21 protein-coding genes and 1 tRNA gene are annotated in these 26,464 nt (G+C 61.6%); 14 read left to right on the top strand and 8 right to left on the bottom strand.

From position 1 onward, the window contains the following. Positions 1-48: 48 nt before the first annotated feature. Positions 49-2,883 (bottom strand): excinuclease ABC subunit UvrA, encoded by a 2,835-nt coding sequence (gene uvrA / locus QYE47_RS17670; RefSeq protein ID WP_014589478.1) that lies wholly within the window; start codon positions 2,881-2,883, stop codon positions 49-51. 129 nt (positions 2,884-3,012) lie between these two features. Here uvrA and QYE47_RS17665 point away from each other — a divergent pair, with 129 nt between their 5' ends. Beyond that, entirely contained in the window at positions 3,013-4,407 is a 1,395-nt protein-coding gene (locus QYE47_RS17665; protein ID WP_014589479.1) for an MFS transporter, read from the top strand. 9 nt (positions 4,408-4,416) lie between these two features. Further along, positions 4,417-4,962, top strand: a complete 546-nt coding sequence (locus QYE47_RS17660) for a single-stranded DNA-binding protein (protein ID WP_003255446.1) — start codon at positions 4,417-4,419, stop codon at positions 4,960-4,962. An 88-nt stretch (positions 4,963-5,050) separates the two neighbouring features. Here the strand turns inward: QYE47_RS17660 and QYE47_RS17655 are convergent, their stop codons facing one another. Beyond that, complete coding sequence (locus QYE47_RS17655) at positions 5,051-6,433, bottom strand: PLP-dependent aminotransferase family protein (RefSeq protein ID WP_014589480.1); 1,383 nt, start codon at positions 6,431-6,433, stop codon at positions 5,051-5,053. 200 nt (positions 6,434-6,633) lie between these two features. Here QYE47_RS17655 and QYE47_RS17650 point away from each other — a divergent pair, with 200 nt between their 5' ends. The 9 genes from QYE47_RS17650 (at position 6,634) to QYE47_RS17610 (ending at position 17,540) form a co-directional block, all read left to right on the top strand. Further along, on the top strand, positions 6,634-7,419 hold the full coding sequence (locus QYE47_RS17650; RefSeq protein WP_014589481.1) for a TSUP family transporter: 786 nt from the start codon (positions 6,634-6,636) through the stop codon (positions 7,417-7,419). 21 nt (positions 7,420-7,440) lie between these two features. Next, entirely contained in the window at positions 7,441-8,202 is a 762-nt protein-coding gene (locus QYE47_RS17645) for an SDR family NAD(P)-dependent oxidoreductase (RefSeq protein WP_014589482.1), read from the top strand. Positions 8,203-8,349: 147 nt separating this feature from the next. Next, positions 8,350-11,418 carry a formate dehydrogenase-N subunit alpha gene (gene fdnG, locus QYE47_RS17640; RefSeq protein ID WP_144179856.1) on the top strand — a complete coding sequence of 1,023 codons (3,069 nt, stop codon included), beginning with the start codon at positions 8,350-8,352 and terminating at the stop codon, positions 11,416-11,418. Continuing rightward, positions 11,418-12,368 carry a formate dehydrogenase subunit beta gene (gene fdxH / locus QYE47_RS17635; RefSeq protein WP_301159100.1) on the top strand — a complete coding sequence of 317 codons (951 nt, stop codon included), beginning with the start codon at positions 11,418-11,420 and terminating at the stop codon, positions 12,366-12,368. Before fdnG ends, fdxH begins: the two co-directional genes overlap by 1 nt. Further along, entirely contained in the window at positions 12,365-13,021 is a 657-nt protein-coding gene (locus QYE47_RS17630; RefSeq protein ID WP_011953329.1) for a formate dehydrogenase subunit gamma, read from the top strand. The genes fdxH and QYE47_RS17630 overlap by 4 nt, the downstream gene beginning before the upstream one ends. 4 nt (positions 13,022-13,025) lie before the next feature. Next, complete coding sequence (fdhE, locus tag QYE47_RS17625) at positions 13,026-13,952, top strand: formate dehydrogenase accessory protein FdhE (protein ID WP_070383384.1); 927 nt, start codon at positions 13,026-13,028, stop codon at positions 13,950-13,952. A 139-nt stretch (positions 13,953-14,091) separates the two neighbouring features. After that, positions 14,092-15,519 (top strand): L-seryl-tRNA(Sec) selenium transferase, encoded by a 1,428-nt coding sequence (gene selA / locus QYE47_RS17620; protein WP_070383385.1) that lies wholly within the window; start codon positions 14,092-14,094, stop codon positions 15,517-15,519. Continuing rightward, positions 15,516-17,438 carry a selenocysteine-specific translation elongation factor gene (selB, locus tag QYE47_RS17615; RefSeq protein WP_070384460.1) on the top strand — a complete coding sequence of 641 codons (1,923 nt, stop codon included), beginning with the start codon at positions 15,516-15,518 and terminating at the stop codon, positions 17,436-17,438. Before selA ends, selB begins: the two co-directional genes overlap by 4 nt. Positions 17,439-17,444: 6 nt before the next feature. Beyond that, a tRNA-Sec gene (locus tag QYE47_RS17610) sits at positions 17,445-17,540 on the top strand. Between the two features lie 91 nt (positions 17,541-17,631). On the opposite strand, the gene QYE47_RS17605 is transcribed toward QYE47_RS17610, so the two are convergent. Together QYE47_RS17605 and QYE47_RS17600 are read right to left on the bottom strand one after the other, a co-directional pair. After that, positions 17,632-18,630, bottom strand: coding sequence for an asparaginase (locus QYE47_RS17605; protein ID WP_081343566.1), 999 nt, complete (start codon positions 18,628-18,630; stop codon positions 17,632-17,634). Positions 18,631-18,693: 63 nt separating this feature from the next. Beyond that, positions 18,694-20,136, bottom strand: a complete 1,443-nt coding sequence (locus tag QYE47_RS17600) for a sodium:alanine symporter family protein (RefSeq protein ID WP_014589489.1) — start codon at positions 20,134-20,136, stop codon at positions 18,694-18,696. A gap of 178 nt (positions 20,137-20,314) precedes the next feature. Between QYE47_RS17600 and QYE47_RS17595 the strand changes: the two genes are divergently transcribed. Continuing rightward, positions 20,315-21,124 carry a helix-turn-helix transcriptional regulator gene (locus QYE47_RS17595; RefSeq protein WP_014589490.1) on the top strand — a complete coding sequence of 270 codons (810 nt, stop codon included), beginning with the start codon at positions 20,315-20,317 and terminating at the stop codon, positions 21,122-21,124. Between the two features lie 11 nt (positions 21,125-21,135). Here the strand turns inward: QYE47_RS17595 and QYE47_RS17590 are convergent, their stop codons facing one another. From QYE47_RS17590 to QYE47_RS17580, 3 genes are read right to left on the bottom strand one after another with little or no spacing between them, the layout of a single operon-like run. Then, positions 21,136-21,981 carry an alpha/beta hydrolase gene (locus tag QYE47_RS17590; RefSeq protein ID WP_014589491.1) on the bottom strand — a complete coding sequence of 282 codons (846 nt, stop codon included), beginning with the start codon at positions 21,979-21,981 and terminating at the stop codon, positions 21,136-21,138. Between the two features lie 8 nt (positions 21,982-21,989). Continuing rightward, positions 21,990-22,781 carry a TSUP family transporter gene (locus QYE47_RS17585; protein ID WP_014589492.1) on the bottom strand — a complete coding sequence of 264 codons (792 nt, stop codon included), beginning with the start codon at positions 22,779-22,781 and terminating at the stop codon, positions 21,990-21,992. Positions 22,782-22,798: 17 nt separating this feature from the next. After that, positions 22,799-23,839, bottom strand: a complete 1,041-nt coding sequence (locus QYE47_RS17580) for a TauD/TfdA family dioxygenase (RefSeq protein WP_019439169.1) — start codon at positions 23,837-23,839, stop codon at positions 22,799-22,801. 258 nt (positions 23,840-24,097) lie between these two features. Here QYE47_RS17580 and QYE47_RS17575 point away from each other — a divergent pair, with 258 nt between their 5' ends. Then, positions 24,098-24,982 carry a sugar nucleotide-binding protein gene (locus QYE47_RS17575; protein WP_019439170.1) on the top strand — a complete coding sequence of 295 codons (885 nt, stop codon included), beginning with the start codon at positions 24,098-24,100 and terminating at the stop codon, positions 24,980-24,982. Beyond that, the gene (locus QYE47_RS17570) at positions 24,975-25,907 is read left to right on the top strand and encodes an NAD-dependent epimerase/dehydratase family protein (RefSeq protein WP_014589495.1); all 933 of its coding nucleotides are present in this window, start codon (positions 24,975-24,977) and stop codon (positions 25,905-25,907) included. The genes QYE47_RS17575 and QYE47_RS17570 overlap by 8 nt, the downstream gene beginning before the upstream one ends. 30 nt (positions 25,908-25,937) lie before the next feature. Here QYE47_RS17570 and QYE47_RS17565 read toward each other — a convergent pair whose 3' ends face one another. Further along, on the bottom strand, positions 25,938-26,381 hold the full coding sequence (locus QYE47_RS17565) for a helix-turn-helix domain-containing protein (protein ID WP_014589496.1): 444 nt from the start codon (positions 26,379-26,381) through the stop codon (positions 25,938-25,940). Positions 26,382-26,464 lie beyond the last annotated feature (83 nt).

The following is a 26,464-nucleotide window of genomic DNA, read 5'->3' as shown; positions in this document are numbered from 1 at the left end:
CCCCTGGCACCATCGGTACCAGGGGCTTTTTCATTGCCCCGGCAATACTCAGGCCCTATCCCGCTCCAGCAATGGTTTCAGGTAATGGCCGGTATATGACTGCTTCATCTCGCTCAGCTCTTCTGGTGTACCGCAGGCAATGATCTGCCCACCCTTGGAGCCGCCCTCAGGCCCCAGATCAACCAGCCAGTCGGCGGTCTTGATCACATCCAGGTTATGCTCGATCACCACCACGGTGTTGCCGTGGTCGCGCAGGCGATGCAACACGTCCAGCAGTTGCTGGATATCGGCAAAGTGCAGACCGGTGGTAGGTTCGTCGAGGATGTACAAGGTCTTGCCGGTATCGCGCTTGGACAGTTCGCGCGACAGCTTTACCCGCTGCGCCTCACCGCCGGACAACGTGGTCGCTGATTGCCCCAGTTTGATGTACGAGAGGCCCACATCCATCAACGTTTGCAGCTTGCGCGCCAGCGCCGGCACCGCATCGAAGAACTCGCGGGCATCCTCGATGGTCATTTCCAGCACCTCGTGGATGTTCTTGCCCTTGTACTTGATCTCCAAGGTTTCGCGGTTGTAGCGCTTGCTCTTGCACACGTCACACGGCACGTAGATGTCCGGCAGGAAGTGCATTTCCACCTTGATCAGGCCATCGCCCTGGCAGGCCTCGCAACGGCCACCCTTGACGTTGAACGAGAAACGCCCCGGGCCATAACCACGCGAGCGTGACTCCGGGACACCGGAGAACAGCTCGCGGATCGGCGTGAAGATGCCGGTGTAGGTCGCCGGGTTGGAGCGCGGCGTGCGGCCGATCGGGCTCTGGTCGATATCCACCACCTTGTCCAGGTGCTGCAGGCCGTCCATGCTGCTGTGCGGTGCGGCTTCCAGGCTGCTTGCGCCATTGAGGGCGGTGGCGGCCAAGGGGTAAAGGGTATTGTTGATCAGCGTCGATTTACCCGAGCCGGATACACCGGTCACGCAGGTCAGCAGGCCGATCGGTACTTCCAGGTCGACGTTCTGCAGGTTGTTGCCACGTGCGCCCTTGAGCTTGAGCTGCAGCTTCTTGTTGCGCGGTGTGCGCTTGGCCGGCACGACGATCTTCTTGCGCCCGGACAGGTACTTGCCAGTCAGCGAATCGGGATGGTCCATGACCTCCTGGGGCGAGCCCTCGGCGACGATCTGCCCACCGTGAACACCGGCGCCCGGGCCGATATCGACCACGTAGTCGGCCAGCCGAATGGCGTCCTCGTCGTGTTCCACCACGATCACCGTGTTGCCCAGGTCGCGCAAATGGTTAAGTGTGGCCAACAGGCGGTCGTTGTCGCGTTGATGAAGGCCGATGGACGGTTCATCGAGGATGTACATCACCCCCACCAGACCGGCACCGATCTGGCTGGCGAGTCGGATACGTTGCGCTTCGCCACCGGACAGGGTGTCGGCGCTACGATCCAGGGTCAGGTAGTCGAGGCCGACATTGACCAGAAACTGAAGTCGTTCGCAGATTTCCTTGAGGATTTTTGCCGCGATTTCGCCACGTCGGCCAGTAAGGGTCAGTTGACCAAAGTAGTTGCTGGCTTCACCGATCGGCATATTGGTTACAGCCGGCAGGGTCTTCTCGCCCACCCACACATGGCGCGCCTCGCGGCGCAGGCGCGTACCCCGGCAATCCGGGCACGGTTGCGTGCCAAGGAATTTGGCCAGTTCTTCACGCACAGTGGCCGATTCGGTTTCGCGGTAGCGACGCTCAAGGTTTGGCACAATGCCTTCGAACGGGTGCGATCGCTTGACGATGTCGCCTCGGTCGTTGAGGTACTTGAAATCGACACTCTGCTTGCCGCTGCCCTGCAGGATCACTTTCTGGTGTTCGGCTGACAGCTCGCCGAAAGGCTCCTCCAGGCTGAAGCCGTAGTGCGCAGCCAACGAACCGAGCATCTGGAAGTAGTACACGTTACGCCGGTCCCAGCCGCGGATCGCGCCTTCGGCCAAGGTCAGTTCGGTGTTGACCAGGCGTTTGGTGTCGAAGAACTGCTTGACCCCCAGGCCGTCGCAGGTCGGGCAGGCGCCAGCCGGGTTGTTGAAGGAAAACAGCTTCGGTTCCAGCTCGCTGATCGCGTGGCCGCACACCGGACAGGCGAAGCGCGCGGAGAAGATCGTCTCTTCGCCTTGTTCGTCGTCCATCGGTGCCACCAGGGCAATACCATCGGCCAGCTTCAACGCGGTTTCGAACGATTCGGCCAGGCGCTGTTGCAGGTCGGCGCGGACTTTGAATCGGTCCACCACCACATCGATGCTGTGCTTCTTCTGCTTGTCCAGCTTGGGCAACTCATCAAGCTCGTAGAGCTTGCCGTTGACCCTGGCCCGCACGAAGCCCTGGGCGCGAAGCTCGTCAAACACCGCCAGGTGCTCGCCCTTGCGCTCGCGCACTACCGGCGCAAGCAGCATCAGCTTGCTGCCTTCCGGGCGCTCCAGCACCAGGTCGACCATCTGGCTGATCGTTTGCGCCTCCAGCGGGATATCGTGGTCCGGGCAGCGTGGAGTACCGACGCGGGCGTATAGCAGGCGCAGATAATCGTAGATTTCGGTGATGGTGCCGACCGTGGAGCGCGGGTTGTGCGAGGTCGACTTCTGCTCGATCGAAATCGCTGGCGACAGGCCTTCGATGGTGTCGACGTCGGGCTTTTCCATCATCGACAGGAACTGCCGGGCGTAGGCCGACAGCGATTCCACGTAGCGGCGCTGGCCTTCGGCGTACAAGGTATCGAACGCCAGGGACGACTTGCCGGAACCGGACAAACCGGTGATCACGATCAACTTGTCCCGGGGCAGGGTCAGGTCGATGTTCTTCAGGTTGTGGGTACGTGCCCCACGAATAAGGATCTTGTCCACTGCGGCCTCGCTTGGCGGGCATAAACAAGGAAGTATACGGCGCGCCAGTATGACGCGGCAAAGCGTCGCGTTGATGCCGTCAAGCTGTCGGACTGATAGAATCGCCGCCGGTTCACACGAGGTTAATCCATGCACGACACCCACAACGAGCGTATGAGTAGCGGCGAAACCCGCGCCGCTGGCGGCCTTGCCCTGGTCTTTGCCTTTCGTATGCTGGGCATGTTCATGGTCTTGCCGGTACTGGCCACCTACGGCATGGACCTGGCTGGCGCCACGCCTGCCCTGATCGGCCTGGCCATTGGTGCCTATGGCCTGACCCAGGCGGTATTGCAGATCCCGTTCGGGATGATTTCCGACCGCATCGGTCGCCGGCCGGTGATTTATCTGGGGCTGGTGATCTTCGCCCTGGGCAGTGTACTGGCGGCCCAAGCCGACTCTATCTGGGGCGTGATTGCCGGGCGCATCCTGCAGGGCGCGGGGGCAATTTCTGCTGCGGTCATGGCACTGCTGTCGGACCTCACCCGCGAACAACACCGGACCAAGGCCATGGCCATGATCGGCATGAGCATCGGCCTTTCGTTTGCTGTCGCCATGGTCGTCGGTCCATTGCTGACAAGTGCCTTTGGTTTGTCAGGTTTGTTCCTGGTCACGGCTGGGCTGGCCCTGGTCGGCATGCTGTTGATCGCGTTTGTCGTGCCCAACACCCACAGCATTTTGCAGCACCGCGAGTCGGGTGTGGCGCGCCAGGCCATCGGCCCGACCCTGCGCCATCCGGACCTTCTGCGCCTGGACGTAAGCATTTTCATCCTGCACGCCGTCCTCATGGCCAGCTTCGTTGCGCTGCCGCTGGCGTTCGTCGAGCGTGGCGGCCTGCCCAAGGAGCAGCACTGGTGGGTGTACCTGACCGCGCTGTTCATCTCATTTTTTGCAATGGTCCCGTTCATCATCTACGGCGAAAAAAAGCGCAAGATGAAACGTGTGTTGGCCGGCGCGGTCAGTGTCCTGCTGCTGACGGAGATATACTTCTGGGAGTGGGCTGACGGTTTGCGCGGACTGGTGATTGGCACCGTGGTATTCTTTACCGCATTCAACCTGCTGGAGGCTTCGCTGCCTTCTCTGGTGAGCAAGGTGTCGCCTGCCGGTGGCAAGGGGACGGCAATGGGGGTGTATTCCACCAGCCAGTTCCTCGGTGCAGCGTTAGGCGGGATTCTTGGCGGCTGGCTGTTCCAGCACGGTGGGCTGAACACGGTGTTCCTCGGTAGCGCGGTGCTGTGTGCTATCTGGCTGATCGTCGCCTTGCGCATGAACGAGCCGCCATATGTGACCAGCCTGCGCATGCCCCTGGCGCCTGAGGCGGTCCGGGAGGCCGGCCTGACCGAGCGCCTGATGGCCGTGCCGGGTGTGACCGACGCTGTGGTGGTGGAAGAAGAAGCCGCCATCTATATCAAACTGGATACGAAAATTTTGGACCGTGCGACCCTCGAGCGACTGGTGAATCCAGCCTCTTCGGCGTGCGAAGCCTAGGAGAACGTTATGGCCCGTGGGGTTAACAAAGTCATTCTGGTCGGTACCTGTGGCCAGGATCCCGAAGTCCGCTACCTGCCCAACGGTAACGCCGTGACCAACCTGAGCCTGGCCACCAGCGAGCAGTGGACTGACAAGCAGTCGGGCCAGAAGGTCGAGCGTACCGAGTGGCACCGTGTGTCGCTGTTCGGCAAGGTTGCCGAAATCGCTGGCGAATACCTGCGCAAGGGTTCGCAGTGCTACATCGAAGGCAAGCTGCAGACCCGCGAGTGGGAAAAAGACGGCATCAAGCGCTACACCACCGAGATCATCGTCGACATCAACGGCACCATGCAGCTGCTCGGCGGTCGTCCGCAAGGCCAGCAGCAGGGCGGCGACCCGTACAATCAGGGTGGCGGCAATTATGGTGGTGGCCAGCAGCAACAGTACAACCAGGCACCGCCACGCCAGCAGGCCCAGCGCCCGCAACAGGCCCCTCAGCGCCCAGCGCCGCAACAGCCTGCGCCGCAGCCGGCGGCTGACTTCGACAGCTTCGATGACGATATTCCGTTCTGATCAAAGCGGTAGGGCGTTCAGCAAGACGAAACCCAGGGCAGTTGCCCTGGGTTTTTTTATGGGCAGCACCGCGTATCTGGCATCGCTTTCAGTAGAACAACCGCGGTTCCGGCGAATCCAGCAGGCTTGCCAGCTTGGTCAGGGCAAAGCCCAGTGCCTGGCGGCTGGGTGCCATCAGAGCGATGCGCACACCGCTGGTGGCGTGGCTGCGTTCTGGCAGGAACTGGCTGCCGCTGACCACTGTTACGCCGTTGTCACGTGCCAGGTTGGCAAATTCGTCGCTGGTCCAAGGTTCTGGCAGCTCCAGCCAGATATGGAAACTGTGGGGCTGACTGCGGATCTTGTATTGGCCAAGAATCTCCCGGGCCATGTGCTGGCGCGCGGCCGCCTCCTGCTGCTGCATACGCACCAACTGGTCGGCCTTGCCGCTGTTGATCAGGTTACTGGCCAATTGCGCCATCAGAGGCGATGGCATCCACACGCTGCTGCGTACCATCGATGATAACCGCGACAGGGTTTGCGGCGGGGCGTACAGGTAGCCGATGCGCAGCGCCGGCAGCACGCTTTTGGACAGGCTGGTGAGGTATACCGAGCGTTCAGGCGCATACGCTGCAAGCGGCTTGTAGTCCGGGCTGGGCTCGAGAAAACCATAGATATCGTCATCCACGATGAACAGGTCGAACTCACGGGCGATCTCGGCGATAGCCTGGCGCCTTGCTGGGGGCATGATCGAGTTGGTCGGGTTCTGGTGCGTGGTGACGCACACCAGCAGGGAAGGGCGGTGTTCCAGGCAGGCCGCGCGCAATGCCTCCGGGATGAGCCCGTGTTCGTCCATGGCGACGCCGCGCAGGCGCCGGCCCAGGCTGTGGGCCAGGGATATGATGCCCGGGTAGCAGAGCGACTCGCACAGCACCACATCGTCACTCTTCGACAGGCTGCTGATGGCCACCAGCAGCCCATGTTGGGCGCCAGCGGTCAGTACTACCTGCTGCCAGCGAGCATCAGGCAGCCAGCGCTGTATCCAGGTCGCACCGGCTTGTTTGTGGGAGGTGTGACCACCCTCTGTCACATAGTCGAGTACCTGCCCCAAGTTCGAGGAGGAGGCCAGTTCGCTGATAGCCGTGCCTAGCCACTCGCTCATGTGAGCGTCGTTGGGCTTGATGATCGAGAGGTCGATCTGGTTACTCTCGCCGGCAACGGATGTGGGTACCGACGGGGCGGGTAATGGCTGCCGCAGTTGCCTGACAAATGTGCCCCGCCCTACCTCGCCAGCCACCAGACCACGCTTGGCTGCTTCGTCGTAGGCCCTGCCAACAGTGCCGGGGGTTACATTCAGCGCCTCGGCCAGGTCCTTGAGCGTGGGTAAGCGATCGCCTTCTGCAAGCCGACCACTTTCGATGTCCTGTTCAAGGGCATCAGCGATCATCAGGTAAACCGGCTGTGTTTGATGGCTGTATTGGGGGATCCACATGGAGATGGCACCAGGCTCTGCAAGAGCGCGAAAGCCTAGCATGAAAGCTCGGATGCAGGTAATGATGGTAATTGGCGAAATTGAGTTGAATTTATTTTAGATTGAATCGATTCAATTTTTGAAATTACAATCATCGCACCGATCAGGCCGGCCACACTCGGGCTTTGCCTGGCATAACGCTCCACTGGATGGACATCGCTATGGAAATGTTGGGCTCTTACTGGGCGGAGCACTGGTTGCTGGCAGTCCTCATACTTGGCGCGATCGCCTTCGTTGCGGGCTTCGTCGATAGCATTGCCGGTGGTGGTGGTTTGTTTCTGGTGCCGGGTTTTCTGCTGGTTGGCATGCCGCCCCAGGTGGCACTGGGTCAGGAAAAACTGGTCAGTACCCTCGGCACGCTGGCGGCTATCCGCAACTTCCTGGCCAACAGCAGGATGGTCTGGCAAGTAGCGTTGGTTGGGGTGCCGTTTTCGCTATTAGGCGCCTACCTGGGGGCTCACCTGATCGTGTCGATCTCGCAGGAAACGGTGGGCAAGATCATCCTGGCACTAATCCCCCTCGGCATTCTCATTTTCCTTACCCCCAAGGATCGTCCGGTCGAGGAGCGCAAACTGTCTTCGCGAATGCTGTACACGGTAGTGCCGTTGACTTGCCTGGCCATTGGCTTCTACGACGGCTTCTTCGGCCCCGGTACCGGCAGCATGTTCATCATCGCTTTCCATTACCTGCTGCGCATGGACCTGGTCTCCAGTTCGGCCAACTCCAAAACCTTCAACTTCGCTTCCAACATCGGTGCTTTGGTGGCGTTCGTCAGCGCAGGCAAGGTCGTCTACCTGCTGGCATTGCCACTTGTGGCCTACAACATCCTTGGTAACCACCTGGGCAGTTCCCTGGCCTTGCGTAAAGGCAACGACGTGGTGCGCAAGGCGTTGGTGTTCTCGATGCTCTGCCTGTTCACCAGCCTGGGCGTGAAGTACCTGACCTGAGCCATTGATAGGAGATAACGAATGAAAACCGCATTTGTAACCGGTGCTTCCTCAGGCTTTGGCCGCGCCATCTGCTGCACCCTGATCGGCAAAGGCTACCGTGTGATCGGTGGAGCCAGGCGCATGGACAAACTGAAAGCACTGGAGGCCGAACTGGGCGTAAATTTCATTCCGCTGGCGCTGGATGTCACTGATTCAGTATCGCTCGAGAAGGCGGTCGAGCAGATGCGTGAGGCGTCGCTGCAGATCGATCTGCTGGTCAACAACGCGGGGCTGGCGCTGGGCGTGGACCGTGCCCAAACCAGCAGTGCCGCAAACTGGCAGCAGATGATCGATACCAACATCACCGGCCTGGCCATGGTCACCCACAAGATCCTGCCGCAGATGGTGGCAGCCGATAGCGGCATGATCATCAACATCGGCTCGATCGCCGGCACTTACCCCTACCCGGGCGGTAACGTGTATGGCGCCAGCAAGGCGTTCGTCCGCCAGTTCAGCCTCAATCTGCGTGCCGACCTGGCTGGCACCCGGGTGCGGGTGAGCAACATCGAGCCGGGGCTGTGCTCCGGCACGGACTTCTCGGTGGTGCGCCTCAATGGCGACATGGACGCCGTGCAGGCTTTGTATCGGGATGTAGAGGCCCTTCTGCCGGAGGACATCGCAGCAACGGTAGCCTGGGTTGCCGAGCAGCCGGCGCACGTGAATATCAATACCATCGAGATCATGCCTGTGGCGCAGAGCAGTGCGGCGCTGAATGTGGTGCGTAACCTGCCACGTGCCTGATCGGGGCCGCACCACTGACCCAGGTCATCGCAGCTTCTGGATTCTTGACTAGTCTTATCCACTGGCGGCCATCAATTGGCCGCCACCGTGACTACCAAGAGGCGCCGGCAATGTTCCGCGCGTCCACCACCTGATCAGGAGTGCACGATGGACCTGAACCGTCGGCAGTTCTTCAAGGTCGCCGCCGTCGGCCTTGGAGGCTCGAGCCTTGCGGCGTTGGGCATGGCCCCAACGCCGGCATTCGCCGAGCAGGTGCGTCACTTCAAGCTGGCGCATACCAAAGAAACCCGTAACACCTGCCCCTACTGTTCGGTCGGCTGCGGCCTGATCCTGTACAGCCAGGGTGATGCGGGTAAGAACGTCAAACAGAACATCATCCATATCGAAGGGGACGCCGACCACCCGGTCAACCGCGGCACACTTTGCCCGAAAGGCGCCGGCTTGCTGGACTTTATCCACAGCCCGAGCCGCCTGCAGTACCCCGAAGTTCGCAAGCCGGGCAGCAAAGAGTGGGTGCGGGTCAGCTGGGACGAGGCGCTGGACCGCGTCGCCGACCTGATGAAGCAGGACCGCGATGCCAACTTCATCGAGAAGAATGCCCAAGGCCAAACGGTCAACCGCTGGCTCTCCACCGGTTTTCTTGCCGCTTCCGCCGCTTCCAGCGAGGCTGGCTACCTGACCCACAAGGTCATCCGCGCAACAGGCATGCTGGGGTTCGATAACCAGGCACGTGTCTGACATGGCCCGACGGTGGCAAGTCTTGCCCCGACGTACGGCCGTGGCGCCATGACCAACCACTGGTCCGATATCGCCAACGCGAATCTGGTTCTGGTGATGGGTGGCAACGCAGCAGAAGCGCATCCGTGCGGCTTCAAGTGGGTGACCGAGGCCAAAGCGCACAACAAGGCGCGGCTGATTGTGGTCGACCCGCGGTTTACCCGTACCGCTTCGGTGGCGGACTACTACGCGCCGATCCGTACCGGCACCGATATCGCCTTCATGGGCGGGCTGATCAACTACCTGCTCAGCAACGACAAGATCCAGCACGAGTACGTGCGCAACTACACTGACGTGTCGTTCATCGTCAAAGAGAACTATGGCTTCGAGGATGGGCTGTTCAGCGGCTACGACGAGGCCAAGCGTGTATACGCCGATAAGTCCGGCTGGGGTTACGAGCTGGGTGAGGACGGCTATGCCAAGGTCGACCCGACACTGCAACACCCTCGCTGCGTGTTCCAGCTGATGAAGCAGCATTACAGCCGCTATACCCCGGAACTGGCGAGCATGACCTGTGGCATGCCGCAGGACGCCATGCTGAAGGTCTGGGAAGAGATCGCCTCCTGCTCGGTTCCGGGCAAGACCATGACGATCCTTTATGCGCTAGGTTGGACGCAGCATTCGATCGGTGCGCAGATTATCCGCAGTGCGGCCATGGTCCAGCTGCTGCTCGGCAACGTTGGCATGCCCGGTGGCGGGGTCAACGCCCTGCGCGGACACTCCAACATCCAGGGCCTGACCGACCTCGGGCTGCTGTCCAACTCGCTGCCGGGCTACCTGACCCTCGCCGGTGACGCCGAGCAGGACTACGCCGCCTACATCGACAAGCGCGCTTCCAAGCCGCTGCGGCCTGGGCAGTTGTCGTACTGGCAGAACTACGGCAAGTTCCACGTCAGCCTGATGAAGGCCTGGTACGGCGCCAACGCCACGGCGGAAAACAACTGGGGTTATGACTGGCTGCCCAAACTCGATGTACCGGCCTACGACGTGCTGCGCATGTTCGAGATGATGGGCCAGGGCAAAGTCAATGGATATATGTGCCAGGGCTTCAACCCCATCGCCGCGCTGCCGGACAAAAACCGCGTCACTGCGGCACTGGGCAAGCTCAAGTGGCTGGTGGTTATGGACCCCTTGGCCACCGAGACCTCGGAATTCTGGCGCAACGCCGGGCCGTTCAACGATGTCGACACGGCCTCTATCCAGACCGAAGTGATCCGCTTGCCCACTACCTGCTTCGCCGAGGAAGACGGCTCGCTGGTCAACAGCAGCCGCTGGCTGCAATGGCACTGGAAGGGTGCAGACGGCCCGGGCGAGACGCGTACCGACGTGCAGATCATGAGCGAGCTGTTCCTGCGCCTGCGCCAACGTTACCAGGCCGAAGGGGGTGCCTACCCTGACGCAATAATGAATATCAGCTGGCCGTACAAGATCCCTGAAGAGCCCTCCCCGGAGGAGCTGGCCAAGGAGATGAACGGCTGGGCGGTGGCCGATGTCACCGACCCGACTGGCGCGGTGATCAAGGCGGGCCAGCAACTGGCGGGCTTCGGTCAGCTCAAGGACGACGGTAGCACCGCGTCTGGCTGCTGGATCTTCGCCGGTAGCTGGACCGAACAGGGCAACCAGATGGCTCGCCGCGACAACAGCGACCCGTATGGCATGCATCAGGTGCAGAACTGGGCCTGGGCCTGGCCGGCCAACCGCCGCATCCTTTACAACCGTGCCTCCAGCGACCCGCAAGGCAAACCGTGGGACCCGGAGAAAAAGCGCCTGGTATGGTGGAACGGCAAGGCCTGGACCGGCACCGACGTGCCGGACTTCAAAGTCGACTCGCCGCCCGAGGCGGGGATGAACCCCTTCATCATGAACCCCGAAGGCGTGGCGCGTTTCTTCGCCATCGACAAGATGGCCGAAGGCCCGTTCCCCGAGCACTATGAGCCCTTCGAAACACCGATCGGCATCAACCCGCTGCACCCGCAGAACAAGAAGGCCACCAGCAACCCGGCCGGGCGCATCTTCGATTCTGTGTGGGACACCCTCGGCACGCACGATGAGTTCCCTTATGCGGCGACCACCTACCGGCTGACCGAGCACTTCCACTTCTGGAGCAAGCATTGCCGGCTCAACGCCATTGCCCAGCCCGAGCAGTTCGTCGAGATAGGCGAGGTGCTGGCCAACGAGAAAGGCATCAAGGCCGGCGACCGGGTACGGGTGTCGAGCAAGCGTGGGCATATCGATGCGGTGGCGGTGGTGACCAAGCGGATTCGCCCGCTGCAGGTCAACAATCAGACCGTGCACCAGATCGGCATTCCGTTGCACTGGGGCTTCACCGGCGCTACCCGGCATGGCTACCTGACCAATACCTTGGTGCCGTTCCTCGGTGACGGCAACACGCAGACGCCAGAGTCCAAGTCGTTCCTCGTGAAAGTGGAGAAACTCTGATGGCCAGCCAAGACATCATCGCCCGCTCGGCCACCACTACCGTGCCGCCCTCGGTGCGTCAGCAGGAGGAGGTCGCCAAGCTGATCGACACTACCAAGTGCATCGGCTGCAAGGCCTGCCAGGTGGCGTGCTCGGAGTGGAATGAACTGCGTGACGAGATTGGCCACAACCACGGCACCTACGACAACCCCCAGGACCTCACTGCCGAGACCTGGACACTGATGCGCTTTACCGAGCACGAGCGCGACGACGGCAACCTGGAGTGGCTGATCCGCAAGGACGGCTGCATGCACTGTGCCGACCCAGGTTGCCTGAAGGCCTGCCCGAGCCCGGGTGCGATCATCAAGCACGCCAACGGTATCGTCGATTTCAACCAGGACCACTGCATCGGCTGCGGCTATTGCATCACCGGCTGCCCGTTCAACATCCCGCGCATTTCGCAGAAAGACCACAAGGCGTACAAGTGCACCCTGTGTTCCGATCGCGTGAGCGTGGGGCTGGAGCCGGCGTGTGTGAAAACCTGCCCGACCGGGGCGATCGTGTTCGGCAGCAAGGACGAGATGAAAGTGCATGCAGCCGAGCGCATCGTCGATCTGAAGTCGCGAGGCTACGACAAGGCCGGGCTGTACGACCCGGACGGCGTCGGTGGTACCCACGTGATGTACGTGCTGCACCATGCCGACACGCCGAAGCTGTATGCCGGCCTGCCGGACCAGCCAGTGATCAGCCCGTTGGTGGGGTTGTGGAAGGGCTTCACCAAGCCGCTGGCGCTGTTGGCCATGGGCGCGGCGGTGCTGGCGGGGTTCTTCCACTATGTGCGGATCGGCCCACAGCGTGTCGAGGAGGATGAACACCCGACACCGCCGGACGAAAGCGTGCATCAAGTGGACCCGTCGGTCCATGTCTATGATCCGAAGCAGCCCGGTGGGCAAGGGGAGCAGCGGCCATGAACGACAACAAACCCATCCTGCGCTACAACGCCAACGAGCGTAGCAACCACTGGGTGGTGGCGATCCTGTTCATCCTGGCGGGGCTGTCGGGGCTTGCGCTGTTCCATCCGGCGCTATTCTGGCTCAGCAACCTGTTCGGCGGCGGGCCGTGGACGCGCATTCTGCATCCCTTCATCGGGGTAGCGATGTTCGTGTTTTTCCTCGGCCTGGTATTGCGCTTCTGGCGGGCCAACTTCATCACCGCCAATGACCGCCTGTGGCTGCGCCGGGTGGACCGGGTAATGCGCAACGAGGAGGAGGGCGTACCGCCGATCGGCAAGTACAATGCCGGGCAGAAGCTGCTGTTCTGGACCCTGCTGGTGTGCATGCTGGTATTGCTGGTCAGTGGCGTGGTGATCTGGCGTGCATACTTCAGCCATTGGTTTGGCATCGATGCCATTCGCTTGTCTGCGCTGCTGCATGCGCTGGCGGCCTTCGTGCTGATTCTCAGCATCATCGTGCATATCTACGCCGGCATCTGGATCAAGGGCTCGATCGGCGCCATGCTGCATGGCTGGGTCAGCCGCGCCTGGGCCCGCAAGCATCATGAGTTGTGGTACCGCGAAGTGACCGGCGACAAGACGCCGGGTGATCACGGACGAAAAGAAGGATAAGCGCTTGAGCACCCTACTCGAACCCGGGCAGATCGAAGCGTCGGCAGTCACGCCGCCATTTCTGCACCTGCCTGCCGCCAACCTGTTTGAACTGCGCGCCGCCCGCCTGGAGTATCTGGCCGAGGGCAACGCGCTTGGCGATTACCTGAGGCTGATTGCCCGTTTATGCCGCATCCAGCAGCAGCTTGTGGATAACCCGCCCAGCGGCTTGCCCGTGGCCGAGGAGCGTCAGCGCCTGTGCATGGATCATGGTTTGCCGCCGCTGGCGGCTGACAGCCTGGTGCGTGAAGGGCCGTGGCTGGTCTGGTTGCAGGCACTGCTAGAGCACCTCAGCGGCGAACGCAGTGGCCCGCTGGGTGAGGCGCTGCAGGTGCTACGAGGCAGTGATGACAATCAGCGCAAGGGCTGGGGCATTGCTTTGCTGGCAGGCCAGTACAATGGTGTGCCAGCAGCACTGGTGCCGTTCCTCGGGGCCGCGCTGCAGGCGGCCTGGTCCAGCTGGTTGCTGGCGCTGCCCGCACCCCAGCTCGAGCCTGCCGGCAGCCTGGCCCAATGCCCGGCTTGTGGTTCGCCGGCGATGGCCGGGGTGGTGCGCAACCGTGGAAAGCACAACGGTTTACGTTACCTGGCCTGTTCGTTGTGTGCCTGTGAATGGCATGTGGTGCGGGTCAAGTGCGTGTACTGCGAGTCGAGCAAGGACTTGCGTTACACCAGCCTTGAGGATGATCGCCATGCGCCAGGCAAAGCGCCGCTACGCGCGGAATGCTGCCCCGGGTGCGACAGCTACCTGAAGCAGAACTACCTGGAGAACGATGCGGCGGCCGAGCCGCTGGCCGATGACCTGGCCACCCTGGCCCTGGATATACGCCTGGACGGGGAGGGGTTCCATCGCCTGGCGCCCAACCTGATGCTCGCCCCGGGTAGTGGCTGAGGGTCTACACTGAAACACCGACTTGCCTTCGTACCTACAGGTAATTGCGCCAACCTTCCGGATCACGCTGTACTTGTAGGAGCGGGTTCACCCGCGAATGGGCCAGCACAGACAACGGATCAGTCCAAGGTAGTACCGCATGTCCAACAGCCTTGCCAGCGACACCCCACGCCTGCCGTCCATCGATACCCTCCTTCGCCACCCGGCTTGCCTCCCTCTGATCGATCGCCACGGCCGTGACGCCGTGCTGAATACCCTGCGCCAGTTGCTCGATGACCTGCGCGAGCCCGCCCGTAATGGCGAACTCGACAGTGCCGAACTGGCTCCGGAAATACTCCTTGGCCGCAGCGGCGAACGCCTCGCCCTCCAGCAACGCAGCCAGGTTCGCCGCGTGTTCAATCTCACCGGGACCGTGCTGCACACCAACCTGGGCCGCGCCTTGCTGCCGGATGAAGCCATCGAGGCCATGCAGACCGCCGCTCGTTACCCGCTCAATCTGGAATTTGACCTGGCCACCGGCAAACGTGGCGACCGTGATGACCTGATCGAAGGCCTGATCCGCGAGCTGACCGGCGCCGAAGCCGTCACCGTGGTCAACAACAATGCCGCCGCCGTGCTGCTAGCGCTCAACAGCCTGGGCGCGCGCAAGGAAGGCATTATCTCTCGCGGCGAGCTGATCGAGATCGGTGGTGCTTTCCGTATTCCCGACATCATGGCCCGTGCCGGCGTGAAGCTGCACGAGGTTGGCACTACCAACCGTACTCACGCCCGCGACTACGAGGCCGCCATCGGCCCGCGCACTGGCCTGCTGATGCGGGTGCATTGCAGCAACTACAGCATCCAGGGCTTCACCACCCAGGTACCTACTGCCAAGCTGGCACGTATCGCCCACCAACATGAATTGCCGCTGCTTGAAGACCTGGGCAGCGGTAGCCTGCTCGACCTTACCCGCTGGGGCCTGCCCGCCGAACCTACGGTACGCCAGGCCCTGGCCGATGGTGCCGATATCGTCACTTTCAGTGGCGACAAACTGCTGGGCGGGCCGCAAGCCGGGATTATCGTCGGCCACAAGGACTTGATCACCCGGATCAAAAAAAATCCGCTCAAGCGTGCCTTGCGCGTCGACAAGATCACCCTCGCTGCACTCGAAGCGGTGCTGGCGCTGTACCGCAACCCCGATCGCCTGGCCGAGCGCCTGCCCAGCCTGCGTCTGCTGACCCGCAGCCAGGCCGAAATCCAGGCCCAGGCCGAGCGCCTGGCGCCTGAGCTCCAGGCGCGCCTCGGCGAGCAATGGGCCATCCGTGTAGAGCCTGCGTTGGGCATGATCGGCAGTGGCAGCCAGCCGGTTGCACGCTTGCCCAGTGCCGCGCTGTGCCTGCGCCCGCAAGTGTCCAAGAAGTTGCGCGGGCGCAGCCTGCATGTGCTGGAGCGAGCCCTGCGCGACCTACCGGTGCCGGTGCTGGGCCGCATTGACGACGATGCCCTGTGGCTGGACCTGCGCCAGTTGGATGACGAAGCCCAGTGGCTGGCCCAGTTGCCAGCCCTGCAGCTGGGGCCGGTGCAGTGATCGTTGGCACCGCTGGCCACATCGACCACGGCAAGACCGCACTGCTGCTGGCGCTGACTGGCCAGGCCGGCGACCAGCGGCAGGAAGAGCGCGCCCGCGGCATGACCATCGACCTTGGTTACCGCTATGTGGCGCTGAGCGAAGGCGCGCCGCTGACCGGCTTCATCGATGTGCCGGGCCACGAGCGTTTTATCCACAACATGCTGGCCGGTGCCCATGGCATCGACCTGGTGCTGTTGGTAGTGGCGGCCGACGACGGGGTCATGCCGCAGACCCGTGAGCACCTGGCGATCATCGAGCTGCTGGGCATTCCCCAGGCCTTGGTGGCGATCAGCAAATGCGACCGGGTCGAGCCGTCGCGTCTGGCCGAGGTGCAGATGCAAGTCAGTGAATTGCTGGCGCCTGGGCCGTATGCCGGTGCGCGGCAGTTTCCGCTGTCGAGCATCAGCGGGGAGGGTGTGGAAGCGTTGCACCAGGCCCTGCTGGAGGCCGAAGCAGGTACACGGCAACGCAGTGTGCACGGTGGTTTTCGCCTGGCCGTCGACCGTGCCTTTGCGGTTACCGGCGCCGGAGTGGTGGTCACCGGCACGGCACTGGCCGGGCGGGTCAGTGCGGGTGATACGTTGTTGCTGGGCAAGGCCGGCAAGGTGGTGCGCGTGCGTGGCCTGCATGCACAGAACCAGGCCGCGTTGGTGGCAGAAGCAGGCCAACGGGTGGCGCTGAACATCGCTGCCGAGCGCCTGGCCGTGGAGCAGGTGCACCGGGGCGACTGGCTGGTGCCTGAATGGTTGCATGCGCCCAGTGTTCGGATGGATATCGAGCTGAACCTGTTACCTGACGAGAAGCGTGCTTTCGAACATTTCAGTGCTGTGCATGTGCACCTCGGCACCCAGGATGTAACGGCCCGGGTCGCCTTGCTCGAAGGCGAAAGCCTGGCTGCCGGCCAACGCATGTTTGCCCAGTTGTTGCTCAATGCGCCGTTGCAGGCCGTGCACGGCGACCGCCTGGTGCTGCGCGATCAGCGCGCCCAACGCACACTGGGCGGCGGCAAGGTGCTCGACCCGTTCGCCCCAAGCCGCCAACGCCGCAGCGATACCCGTCTGCAGCAGTTGCAGGTGCTGCGCGATGCAGCGGATCTGGAGCAGGCACTGCCAGCACTGCTCGCCAGTGCACCGGGCGGCATTAGCCCGCAGCGGCTCGAGCGGCAGTTCAACCGCCTGCGGGAAACCTGGCAGTTACCGGACGATGTGCGGGTGGTGGCCACCCGGCAGGGCCAACTCCTGTTCGCCAACGCTCAATGGCAGGCGCTCAAGCAGCAGGTCCTGGAGCAACTTGCGCGCTTTCACGAGCAAGAGCCCGACCAGCTTGGCCCTGACCGTGATCGCTTGCGGCGATTTGTAGCCTTGCCCCTGGAACGGCCGGCATTCGTCAGTTTGCTGGATGAACTGCTCGACGACAGCGCCATCGCCAGCAGCGGGCCATGGCTGCATCTGCCCGATCACAAGGTACAGTTGAGCGAAGCCGACAGTGCATTGTGGGCACGTCTGCAGCCGAAGTTGATCGCAGGGCAATTTGACCCACCCTGGGTCAGGGCGCTGGCGAGTGAGGAGAACCGTGCCGAAGCCGATGTGCGCCTGTTACTGCGCAAGTTGGCCCGGCTGGGCCTGGTGCATCAGGTGGTGCGCGACCTCTTCTATCCAGAGGCGACGCTACAGCGCATGGCAGCGTTGATGCTGGGGCAGGCCAGCGAAACGACGATAGTGCAGGTTGCCGCGTTTCGCGATATGTTGGGCATCGGTCGCAAGCGCAGTGTGCAGATTCTGGAATACTTCGACCGCATCGGCCTGACCCGGAGGGTGGCCGACCAGCGTCACATCCGCGCCGACAGCGCCCTGGCTCAACAGCACGCCAGGCACTGAGTTCAAGGAAGGCAATCGCGCCCGGTGGCGCGGCCGGGCTTCAAACCCGGTTGGGGACGGCAGCCGTTCCCGGGCAGGTTCGACTCCCGCTGCCTTCCGCCATTTTTTCACCCTTTAGGGCCTCTTCGCGGGTGAACCCGCTCCTACACAGGAAACGCTATCGTCGTAGCGAAAAGGCCCACAAGGGCGCTGATCAAGCCCGCTCGCCACACAAATCCAGGACAAACCAGCGGTCTGCTGCGTCAGCATCCAACCCTGCGCCCAGTAGCGCCATCATCTTGCCCAGCGCCGCTTCACGGGTCATGCCACCGCCACTGACCAGCCCGGCCCCGCGCAAGCGGTTGCCCGCTGCATAGGTGTCGAACACCACCGAGCCTTCCGGGCACTGGCTGATAGCCGCCAGCATCACGCCGCGCTGGCGCGCTGTGCTCAGCACATTCAGCAGCGCCTGGTCATCAGACGGCCCGGTACCGCTGCCGTAGCACTCCAGCAGCAAACCCTGCACACCACTGTCGATCAAGGCTTGCAAATGCCCGGCCTGAAGCCCCGGGAACACCGGCACAACCGCCAGGTTGACCGGTTTGCGCGGTTGCTTGTAGCCCAGCTCGGCAGGAATCGTATCGGCCCGCTCAGCGTCACGGTGGCGTGGCAGCGCAGCAAAGGCATCGAACGCTTCGCTACGCAGCTTCGACGCCCGGCAGCCATGCAGCAGCTGCCCGTGGAAGTACAGCTGCACGCCATCTTCCAGGCCATGCTCGAACTGGCGCAATGCGCCGCACAGGTTGTCCCAGGCATCGCTGTCCGGGGCACCTGCCGGCAGCATCGAGCCGGTCAGCACTACCGGTGCTGGCAGGCCCAGCAACAGGAACGACAAGGCTGCAGCGCTGTAGGCCATGCTGTCGGTACCGTGCAGCACCAGCACGCCATCGTGGCCCGCTACATCCACCGCCGCGACGATGGCATCGCGCATCGCCAGCCAGTTGTGCTGTTGCATGTTGGCGCTGTCGAGCAGCGGGTTCAGCTCGTGCAGTGTCCATTGCACCTGGGGTGCATTGGCCATCTGGGCAAAGTGTTCACGCATCCGCGCGTCAAAACCACCGGCCGGTGCCAGGCCTTCGGGGGTTTCGAGCATGCCGATGGTGCCACCGGTATAGAGAACGAGAAGATTCTTTACTGCGCGCATGGAAAGCATCCGTAGCGGTGAGCGGACAAAGAAAAGCCGCCCGCGGAAGGGGCGGCTGGGCAGGGGAGGATATCAGCGCTGCGTCTGAACTTGGCCGACTGCTTTGTCAGTGGCTGTTTCCACCTGAGGATTGGCAGGCCAGGCATTGCGGTCCAGGTCCAGGTCGGCAAACTTGGACGAGTCGAACACAGGCTGCTTTACACCGGCCTTGCGCTGCTCGTCATAGTCGCGCATGACTCGCAGGCCGACCTTGAACAGCAGGGCCAGGGCCACCAGGTTGACGAAGGCCAGGCAGGTCATGGTGATGTCGGCGAAGGCGAACACGGTCGACAGGTCTTGCATCGAACCCCACACGACCAGTGCCAGTACCAGGCCACGGAACACCATCAACACTACGCGGTTACGGCTGAGGAACTGCAGGCTGTTCTCGCCGAGGTAGTAGTTGTAGAGGATGCAGGTAAAGACAAACAGCGACAGCGCCACGCTGACGAACACGCGACCCCAGTCACCGACTACGGCGGCCAGCGAGTTCTGGGTCAGGACAATGCCGTCGCCCTCGAAGCCCGGGGTGTAGAAGCCCGAAAGCAGGATCAGCAGTGCGGTGCAGGTGCAGATCAAGAAGGTGTCGAGGAACACGCTGAAAGCCTGGACCACGCCCTGCGCGCCGGGGTGTTTCACCGCGGCCACGGCAGCGACGTTCGGTGCACTGCCCAGACCTGCTTCGTTGGCGAACACGCCACGTTTCACGCCCATGACGATGGCGCTGCCGAGCAGGCCGGCAAACGCCGGATCGAGGCCGAAGGCGCTCTTGAAGATGGTTTCCAGCATGGCTGGCACGTGTTCGATCTGGGTGCCGATCACGTACAGGGTCACGCCGATGTAGGCCAGGGTCTTGACGGGTACCAGCAGGTCCGACACTGCCGCGATGCGCTTGATACCGCCGATGAAGGTGATGGCCAGCAGCACGGCCAGGACAATACCGGTGTGGCTTGGGTCGAAGGCAAAGGCATTCTGCAGCGAGTGGGTTACGGTGTACGACTGCAGGCCGATGAAGGCGAAGCCGTAGGTGACCAGCAGCAAGATCGAGAACACGATGGCCATGCTCTTGCGCTTCAGCCCGTGCTGAATGTAGTAGGCCGGGCCGCCACGGTACAGGCCGTCGCCATCAGCGCGCTTGTACACCTGGGCCAGGGTGCATTCGAAGAAGCTGCTGGACATGCCCACCAGTGCGGTGACCCACATCCAGAACACGGCACCTGGGCCGCCAAGAGTCACTGCGATACCGACACCGGCGATGTTGCCGGCGCCCACGCGGCCGGCCAGGCTCAGCATCAGGGCCTGGAAGGAGCTCAGCTGGCCTGCCTGGCCACGCAGCGATTCCTTGAACACGCTGAACATATGGGTGAAGTGGCGGAACTGGACGAACCGGGAGCGGATGGTGAAGTAGCTACCCAGCCCTACGATCAGCACGATGAGGAGTTTCCCCGAAAGGAAATCGTTGATTACTTCGAGCATTGGAAAATGACCTCGATTCTTATTCTTCGTGTGGAAAGACCAGCGGACGGCAGGCGCACCGCTATTCGTTGGGGCGCATGGTTGGCTATGACAAGAGTGGTTACAATTTCGCGGATTGCTCTGACTTGATGCGACTTGATGCTACAATGGCGTCATTCGCGTCACCTGGACTCCGTATATGAGCGATCACTTCGCCACAAACCTCAAACTTGCCTGTAGCCACTACCGCTCTATTTCCGAAGTTTGCCGCCAGCTGTCGATCAACCGCGCGCAGTTCAACAAGTACCTGAGCGGGCAAAGCCGTCCGACGGCTTTCAACCTGAAACGTATCGGCGACTTTTTCGGTGTCGAGGATTACGAACTGAACCTGCCCGCCGAGCAGTTCGCCCGTTTGATCGGTGCGCGGGTATCGCCCCAGGCCCAGCAGCCCAGTGACCCGATCAGCGAGTTGTTCCGGCCGTTGCACGAACATGGCGGTAACCTTTCGCGCTATTGCGGTTACTACTTCGAGTACTCCAACTGCATGTCGGTGCCCGGCACGATCCTCGTGTCGCTGGTGCACCTGTGGGAAGAACGCGGCCGTTTTCTGTTCGAGCGCCAGGAACGGCAGGAGCGCTCCAGCGCCACCGATCAGCATGCCGAGGTACGCTGCCGCTACCTGGGGGCGGCGTTCCAGCTGCAGGACCGGATGTTCCTCATCGACTACGAGTCGCTGACATTCAACGAAATGAGCCAGACCATCCTCATCCCCAGCTTCAAAAGCCGCATTACCCGGCTGAATGGCCTGAAGGCCGGCGTATCCAGCGGCGACCGGCGCAACCCGGCCTGTACCCGAGTGGTGTGGGAGTACCTGGGCGAGGAGATCAATCGCATCAATGCGTATCGGCAGGTGAAACTCTACCGGCCGGATGATCCGCGCATAGATGACGATGTGCGTGAGCGATTGAGCGTGGCGCCATTGCGCAATGGTCTGTTCGAGATCGAGTAATGCTAAACGCCTTAAGCATTGTCGAGGATGAACGTTGCGACCGTGTCGGCAACCTGGTCCGCTATTGCCGGAGTACTGCGCAAATGTGCCGCGATGCCATGGTCGCAGTCGGTAAGAAACAGGCATTGCAAACGCGACGCTGGAACTGCTCGCATCAAGGCGAGGTTAACTTCTTCAGGAATCGGGCTATAGCGTTCAGTGCCGGCAAGCCACAGGTTGCCCGCGCTGGTGCCGGGGCCTTTGCCGAATCGCTGGGAGTTGAGCCCGTCGTACTCACCGATCACCATCAATACTCTTCCGCGAAACTGGTTGAGGAAGGTATAGCTATCGCTCTCCAGAAAACCGAAAGGCTTGTTGATGGCCGCAGTGAATGCCGGGCCGAACGGTGCCTGGTGGGCATGGTCTGGATAAACTGCGGGGCAGATCAATACGATGCTGTCCACTTGTGGCAACTGCGCTGCGAGCTTAAGCGTAATTGCCGCGCCAAGGCTGTGGCCTATTAGCGTTCGGCATTGAGGCGCGATATGCGCATGGAAACGCTGTGCTTCATCAAGGTTCGTAGCCAGTGACGGCGCCATTGCGCCTGGCTCGCTGGCGAGGCTATGACCTGACAGATTGCCAGTGAGTGAACCAATGCCCGCGGCTTGCAGGCGATAAAGCAGGGGGTTGAGCCGGGTAAAGTCGGAACGCGCGCCCCCCAAAACGAATGCGGGAGCTGCGCGCTCGATATCAGGTACCAGCAATCGCGCCTGTTGCTGGTAGTTTCCAAAGACTTCATTGATGAACAGTTCTTTGCCCGGGGCGGGCTCGTCAAACTGCCACTTCACGCGCTGTGGGGAAGCCTTTTGAATGTGCATGGTGCTCTCTAGAAGAACTGGTTGAGCCATTCGCCGAGCGGGTTGCCGGTATCGAGCAGCAGTTTGAGTGCCATGATGCAGCAGACGCTGACCAGCAGCGGTTTTATGAGGCGAGAGCCGAAGCGAACTGCGCAGCGAGCCCCCAATTGTGCGCCCATAAAGGCGGCGAGCGCCATTGCCAGCGCCAGCGGCCAGATGATCGCCCCGCTGAGAGAAAAGACTGATAATGCGCCCAGGTTACAGGCCGCGTTCAAAAGCTTGCTGGTGCATACGGCTTGAATGAGGTGCTGGCCCAAGAGGACCACGCAGGCCAGCATGAAGAACGAGCCGACTCCAGGGCCGAAGATGCCGTCATAAAAGCCAATGATCGGTGCAGCCGTCACGCAGAATAGGCTAGTCGATACCTTTGCCTTGCGCGCTTGTTCATTCGGCTTTGGACTGAAGGCAAAGTAGGCGGCGATCAGGATCAGCAGTGGTGGGACGCACGCCTGCAAAACGCTTTTGGGGACGTAAGTTATCGACAAGGCCCCCAGCGCCCCACCGATAAACGCCATGACAGCCATGGGACTGCCTCGTCTCCAGTCGATCATGCCTTTGCGGGCGAAGGCGCACGTAGCCGAAACCGTAGCCGAAGCTGCCTGGAACTTGTTAGTGGCAATAGCTGCCAAGGGTTCTACACCGGCAATAAACAACACCGGGAGCGTAATAAGGCCACCGCCGCCGGCGATAGCATCAAAAAAGCCGGCCATCAGTGCAACCAGTGCGAGTAGCAGAACAAACGTCAAGTCGATTTCGATCATGGAGTATTTTCCTGTGCTCAACCACGGACCAGCAGCGGGTCTTCAGCGAGCACCAACGGTACGGCGAAGGGGGAGTATCCGAATTGACGGATAAGCAGGCGCCGGTTGTCCTGGACCTTGTCGCGGCCGTGCAAGGCTCGGCTGTTGTTGATCAACAATGCACTGTCAGGTTGCAGGGCAAACGTCAGCGGTTGTGCAGTGCTCAGTGCTTTTTGAAAGGCGTTGAACGCGCGCGCCGCAGCGCTGCAGGCACGTTCATTCAGACTGAAGCGATAGCTGTTGTATCGAACAGAGAAACCGCCATTGGGCTCGAACTGCAGCACTGAAACTGCTTTGCCAGCACTGCCCTGTCCCTGAGCGAAGCAGTCACTGCGTGTGAAGTCGAAAGACTTTGAAGTCAGCGCAAGTGTGTCCAGGCTACTCAAGCGTTCGATGATTTCCCGGAGTGGGAAGACATTCGTAGGTTCATTGGCTGGGTTCCAGCGCGCAGTGAGAATCAGTGCTGAGGGAGCAGGGGAGTGAGCGTTGCTGGCGTTTGTTGAGCAGTTGTAAGGTGCTTCAGTGTGTGGCCCTAAGCGCAAGCCCGCATGCGAGCTGGTTTCAACCTCCAGGCAGGGATCTTCGTCGGGTCGCGGGACGCGGCCACCGCCCTTGAAGTTGCCGACCAGGCGGACCTGTTTGCCATCGTTGTCGATATCGAAGGCGAAACTGCGGTGGCGTACGAGCTCCAGCAGGAGTTGATTGCGCGAGGCAAGGTATTGGCAGCGAGGGCTTTGCGCCAGGGCGGTAATGTCGGGTAGGTATTCTGGTATTGGCTCGTTGGCACAGTGCATCTGCCTGTACATCAAGGCAGATAGATGGCCTTCACTGAAGCGCAGTAGGAGCGCACGCTGTTCTTCACTCAAGGCTTTTTCGAGTTGATCGGCGAATATACGAGCCTGAAGTGCTACTCCTTTAGCCTCCGGTCCACCCAAATCAGCAAGGGTCTGGCTTGCAAAGGTTATGGCCTGGCTTTGTTCTGGGTAGAAATCCAGGTAGGCAGCTTCCGAATGAGGCATTGAACGTTCCTTGTCGTTTTTGTGTGAAACTCCCTGGCCGGCAAGTGGGGAGTCGACTATTCAATGCAGTTATGCCGTGACGTGGTAGTCAGCCCATTCCTCGTATGTCGTAGGAAATTTCTGTCTGTGGCGGTATTGAGCGGTGAAACTGTGGAATCACGCCCTGTGGCATCGAACGGGTCCGGTGTTGGACTTCCCGGGCAGGAAACCGCAAAATGACTCTTTTTTCTCATCAACCTCTCCGGATCTGCTGACTCTATGCGTATGCGCCTAATGCTGTTGGGTGGTGGCAATGCCCTCGGGCAAGCGCTGATTCGTCTTGGGGCCGAGGAGGACATCGCATTCCTGGCACCGCGCCCGCCCGAGAACGGCTGGGCGCCCTCAAGCCTCACTCAGCTGCTCGATGACCATCGCCCCGACGCCCTGGTCAACCTGGCCTACTACTTCGACTGGTTCCAGGCCGAGTCGGTCAGCGAGCAGCGCCTGGCCCAACAGGAGCGGGCGGTGGAGCGGTTGGCAGAGCTGTGCCAGCACCATCAGATCACCTTGGTGCAGCCATCCAGCTACCGTGTGTTCGATGGTTCGCGGGCCACGGCCTATAGCGAAAAGGACGAGCCAGTGCCGCTGGGCATGCGTGGCCAGGCCCTATGGCGCATCGAGCAGAGCGTGCGTGCGGCCTGCCCGCAGCATGTGTTGCTGCGCTTTGGCTGGTTGCTGGACGAGAGCATTGATGGCGCATTGGGCCGCTTCCTGACCCGTGCCGAGCAACCACAGGAGCTGCTGCTGGCCGATGATCGACGTGGCAACCCGACGCCGGTCGATGATGCCGCCCGAGTGATCCTGTCGGTACTCAAGCAACTTGATTGCAATGCGCCGCTGTGGGGCACCTACCATTACGCCGGCAATGAGGCGACCACGCCGCTGGCGCTGGGCCAGGCAATCCTCGCCGAGGCCGGTCAATACCGTCAGCTGGCCGTTCAGGCCCCCACGCCGCAGGCCCATGCTGCGCGCCCGGATGCCAGCGAAGAGCCACAGCACGCGGTACTGGCCTGCAAGAAAATCCTTCATACCTTCGGTATCAAGCCGCGTGCCTGGCGCGCTGGCTTGCCACCTCTACTGGACCGGTTCTACCGCCATGGCTGACGCCCCCATCCTGATCACCGGCGGTGCCGGCTTCATTGGCTCCCACCTGTGCGATGCGTTGTTGGACAAAGGCTACGCCGTACGCATTCTCGACGACTTCTCCACCGGCCGGCGAAGCAATCTGCAGGTCGATCACCCACGGCTGGAACTGATCGAAGGTGATGTTGCCGATGCAGGGCTGGTCACTCAGGCGGCGGCTGGCTGCCGTGCTGTGGTGCATCTGGCAGCAGTAGCGTCGGTTCAGGCCTCGGTCGAAGACCCGGTTCGCACCCACCAGAGTAACTTCATCGGTACCCTCAACGTTTGCGAAGCCATGCGTGTGCATGGCCTGCGTCGGGTGCTGTTTGCCTCCAGCGCAGCGGTGTACGGCAACAATGGTGAAGGGGAGTCGATTTCCGAAGACACGCCCAAGGCGCCGTTGACCCCTTATGCCGTGGACAAGCTGGCCAGTGAGCAGTACCTGGACTTCTATCGTCGCCAGCATGGTCTGGAGCCGGTGGTGTTTCGCTTCTTCAATATCTTCGGGCCACGGCAGGACCCTTCCTCACCGTATTCCGGGGTGATCAGCATCTTCTGCGAGCGTGCTGTGCAGGGCTTGCCGATTACAGTGTTCGGTGACGGCGAACAGACCCGGGACTTCCTTTATGTCGGCGACCTGGTGCAGGTGATGGTGCAGGCACTGGAGCAGCCGCAGGTCGAGGAAGGTGCGGTGAACATCGGGCTGAACCAGGCGACCTCACTGAACCAGTTGCTGGCCGCGCTGGGGAAGGTTGTGGGGAGCTTGCCAGCGATCAGCTATGCGGCGGCGCGATCGGGTGATATCCGCCATTCGCGAGCAGATAACCAGCGGTTGTTGGCGCGGTTCGAGTTTGTGCAAGTGACGCCGATGGTTGAAGGCCTGGCAAAACTTCTCGGTAAAGGCTGAACCCCTCGGGGCTGCTCAGCAGCCCTGACATCACCCATGCCGCACCCTTCTGCGCTGGCAATCTTCGGGATGTAAAACCCGCCCATCCTGGCCACGGACCTGCAATATCTCAAGCGCCTGCCCCGTCACGCCGTCCACCAGCTCCGAACGTGCTTCACCCGCCTCGAACAGAAACCGCTCCCCCCACTGCCTCAAACCAACCACCACTGGAAACACCGACCGCCCTTTATCGGTCAGCACATACTCTTTGTAGGCACTGCCATCCGACGCCGGCTGTGTCATCAGCAACCCACTTTCCACCAACAGCTTTAGCCGCGAGGTGAGGATGTTCTTCGCCAGCCCCAGGTTCTTCTGAAATTCACTGAAACGCCGTAGGCCGTCGAAGGCATCGCGCAGGATCATCAGCGCCCAACGGTCACCCAGCACCTCCAGAGCCCGGGCCACGGGGCACTGCGCATTTTTTTCATCGAGCATGGGGCAAGCCTGTCTTGTTTATCTGGTTGCAGATTAAAACCACATTTGCTAAATAGCCAGCATGTGGTTTCAGATTAAAACCA

This window comes from Pseudomonas sp. 2,4-D (assembly GCF_030418155.1).
Lineage (GTDB): Bacteria > Pseudomonadota > Gammaproteobacteria > Pseudomonadales > Pseudomonadaceae > Aquipseudomonas > Aquipseudomonas alloputida.
Note: the sequence above shows the minus strand (reverse complement) of the source record. Positions and strands in the feature narration are given on the sequence as shown.

Coding starts and splice junctions, on each gene's coding strand:
- QYE47_RS17665 (WP_014589479.1), top strand. CDS start 3,013: ATGCACGACACCCACAACGAGCGTATGAGTAGCGGCGAAACCCGCGCC.
- QYE47_RS17660 (WP_003255446.1), top strand. CDS start 4,417: ATGGCCCGTGGGGTTAACAAAGTCATTCTGGTCGGTACCTGTGGCCAG.
- QYE47_RS17655 (WP_014589480.1), bottom strand. CDS start 6,433: ATGTGGATCCCCCAATACAGCCATCAAACACAGCCGGTTTACCTGATG.
- QYE47_RS17650 (WP_014589481.1), top strand. CDS start 6,634: ATGGAAATGTTGGGCTCTTACTGGGCGGAGCACTGGTTGCTGGCAGTC.
- QYE47_RS17645 (WP_014589482.1), top strand. CDS start 7,441: ATGAAAACCGCATTTGTAACCGGTGCTTCCTCAGGCTTTGGCCGCGCC.
- fdxH (WP_301159100.1), top strand. CDS start 11,418: ATGGCCAGCCAAGACATCATCGCCCGCTCGGCCACCACTACCGTGCCG.
- QYE47_RS17630 (WP_011953329.1), top strand. CDS start 12,365: ATGAACGACAACAAACCCATCCTGCGCTACAACGCCAACGAGCGTAGC.
- selA (WP_070383385.1), top strand. CDS start 14,092: ATGTCCAACAGCCTTGCCAGCGACACCCCACGCCTGCCGTCCATCGAT.
- QYE47_RS17605 (WP_081343566.1), bottom strand. CDS start 18,630: ATGCTTTCCATGCGCGCAGTAAAGAATCTTCTCGTTCTCTATACCGGT.
- QYE47_RS17600 (WP_014589489.1), bottom strand. CDS start 20,136: ATGCTCGAAGTAATCAACGATTTCCTTTCGGGGAAACTCCTCATCGTG.
- QYE47_RS17595 (WP_014589490.1), top strand. CDS start 20,315: ATGAGCGATCACTTCGCCACAAACCTCAAACTTGCCTGTAGCCACTAC.
- QYE47_RS17590 (WP_014589491.1), bottom strand. CDS start 21,981: ATGCACATTCAAAAGGCTTCCCCACAGCGCGTGAAGTGGCAGTTTGAC.
- QYE47_RS17585 (WP_014589492.1), bottom strand. CDS start 22,781: ATGATCGAAATCGACTTGACGTTTGTTCTGCTACTCGCACTGGTTGCA.
- QYE47_RS17580 (WP_019439169.1), bottom strand. CDS start 23,839: ATGCCTCATTCGGAAGCTGCCTACCTGGATTTCTACCCAGAACAAAGC.
- QYE47_RS17575 (WP_019439170.1), top strand. CDS start 24,098: ATGCGTATGCGCCTAATGCTGTTGGGTGGTGGCAATGCCCTCGGGCAA.
- QYE47_RS17570 (WP_014589495.1), top strand. CDS start 24,975: ATGGCTGACGCCCCCATCCTGATCACCGGCGGTGCCGGCTTCATTGGC.
- QYE47_RS17565 (WP_014589496.1), bottom strand. CDS start 26,381: ATGCTCGATGAAAAAAATGCGCAGTGCCCCGTGGCCCGGGCTCTGGAG.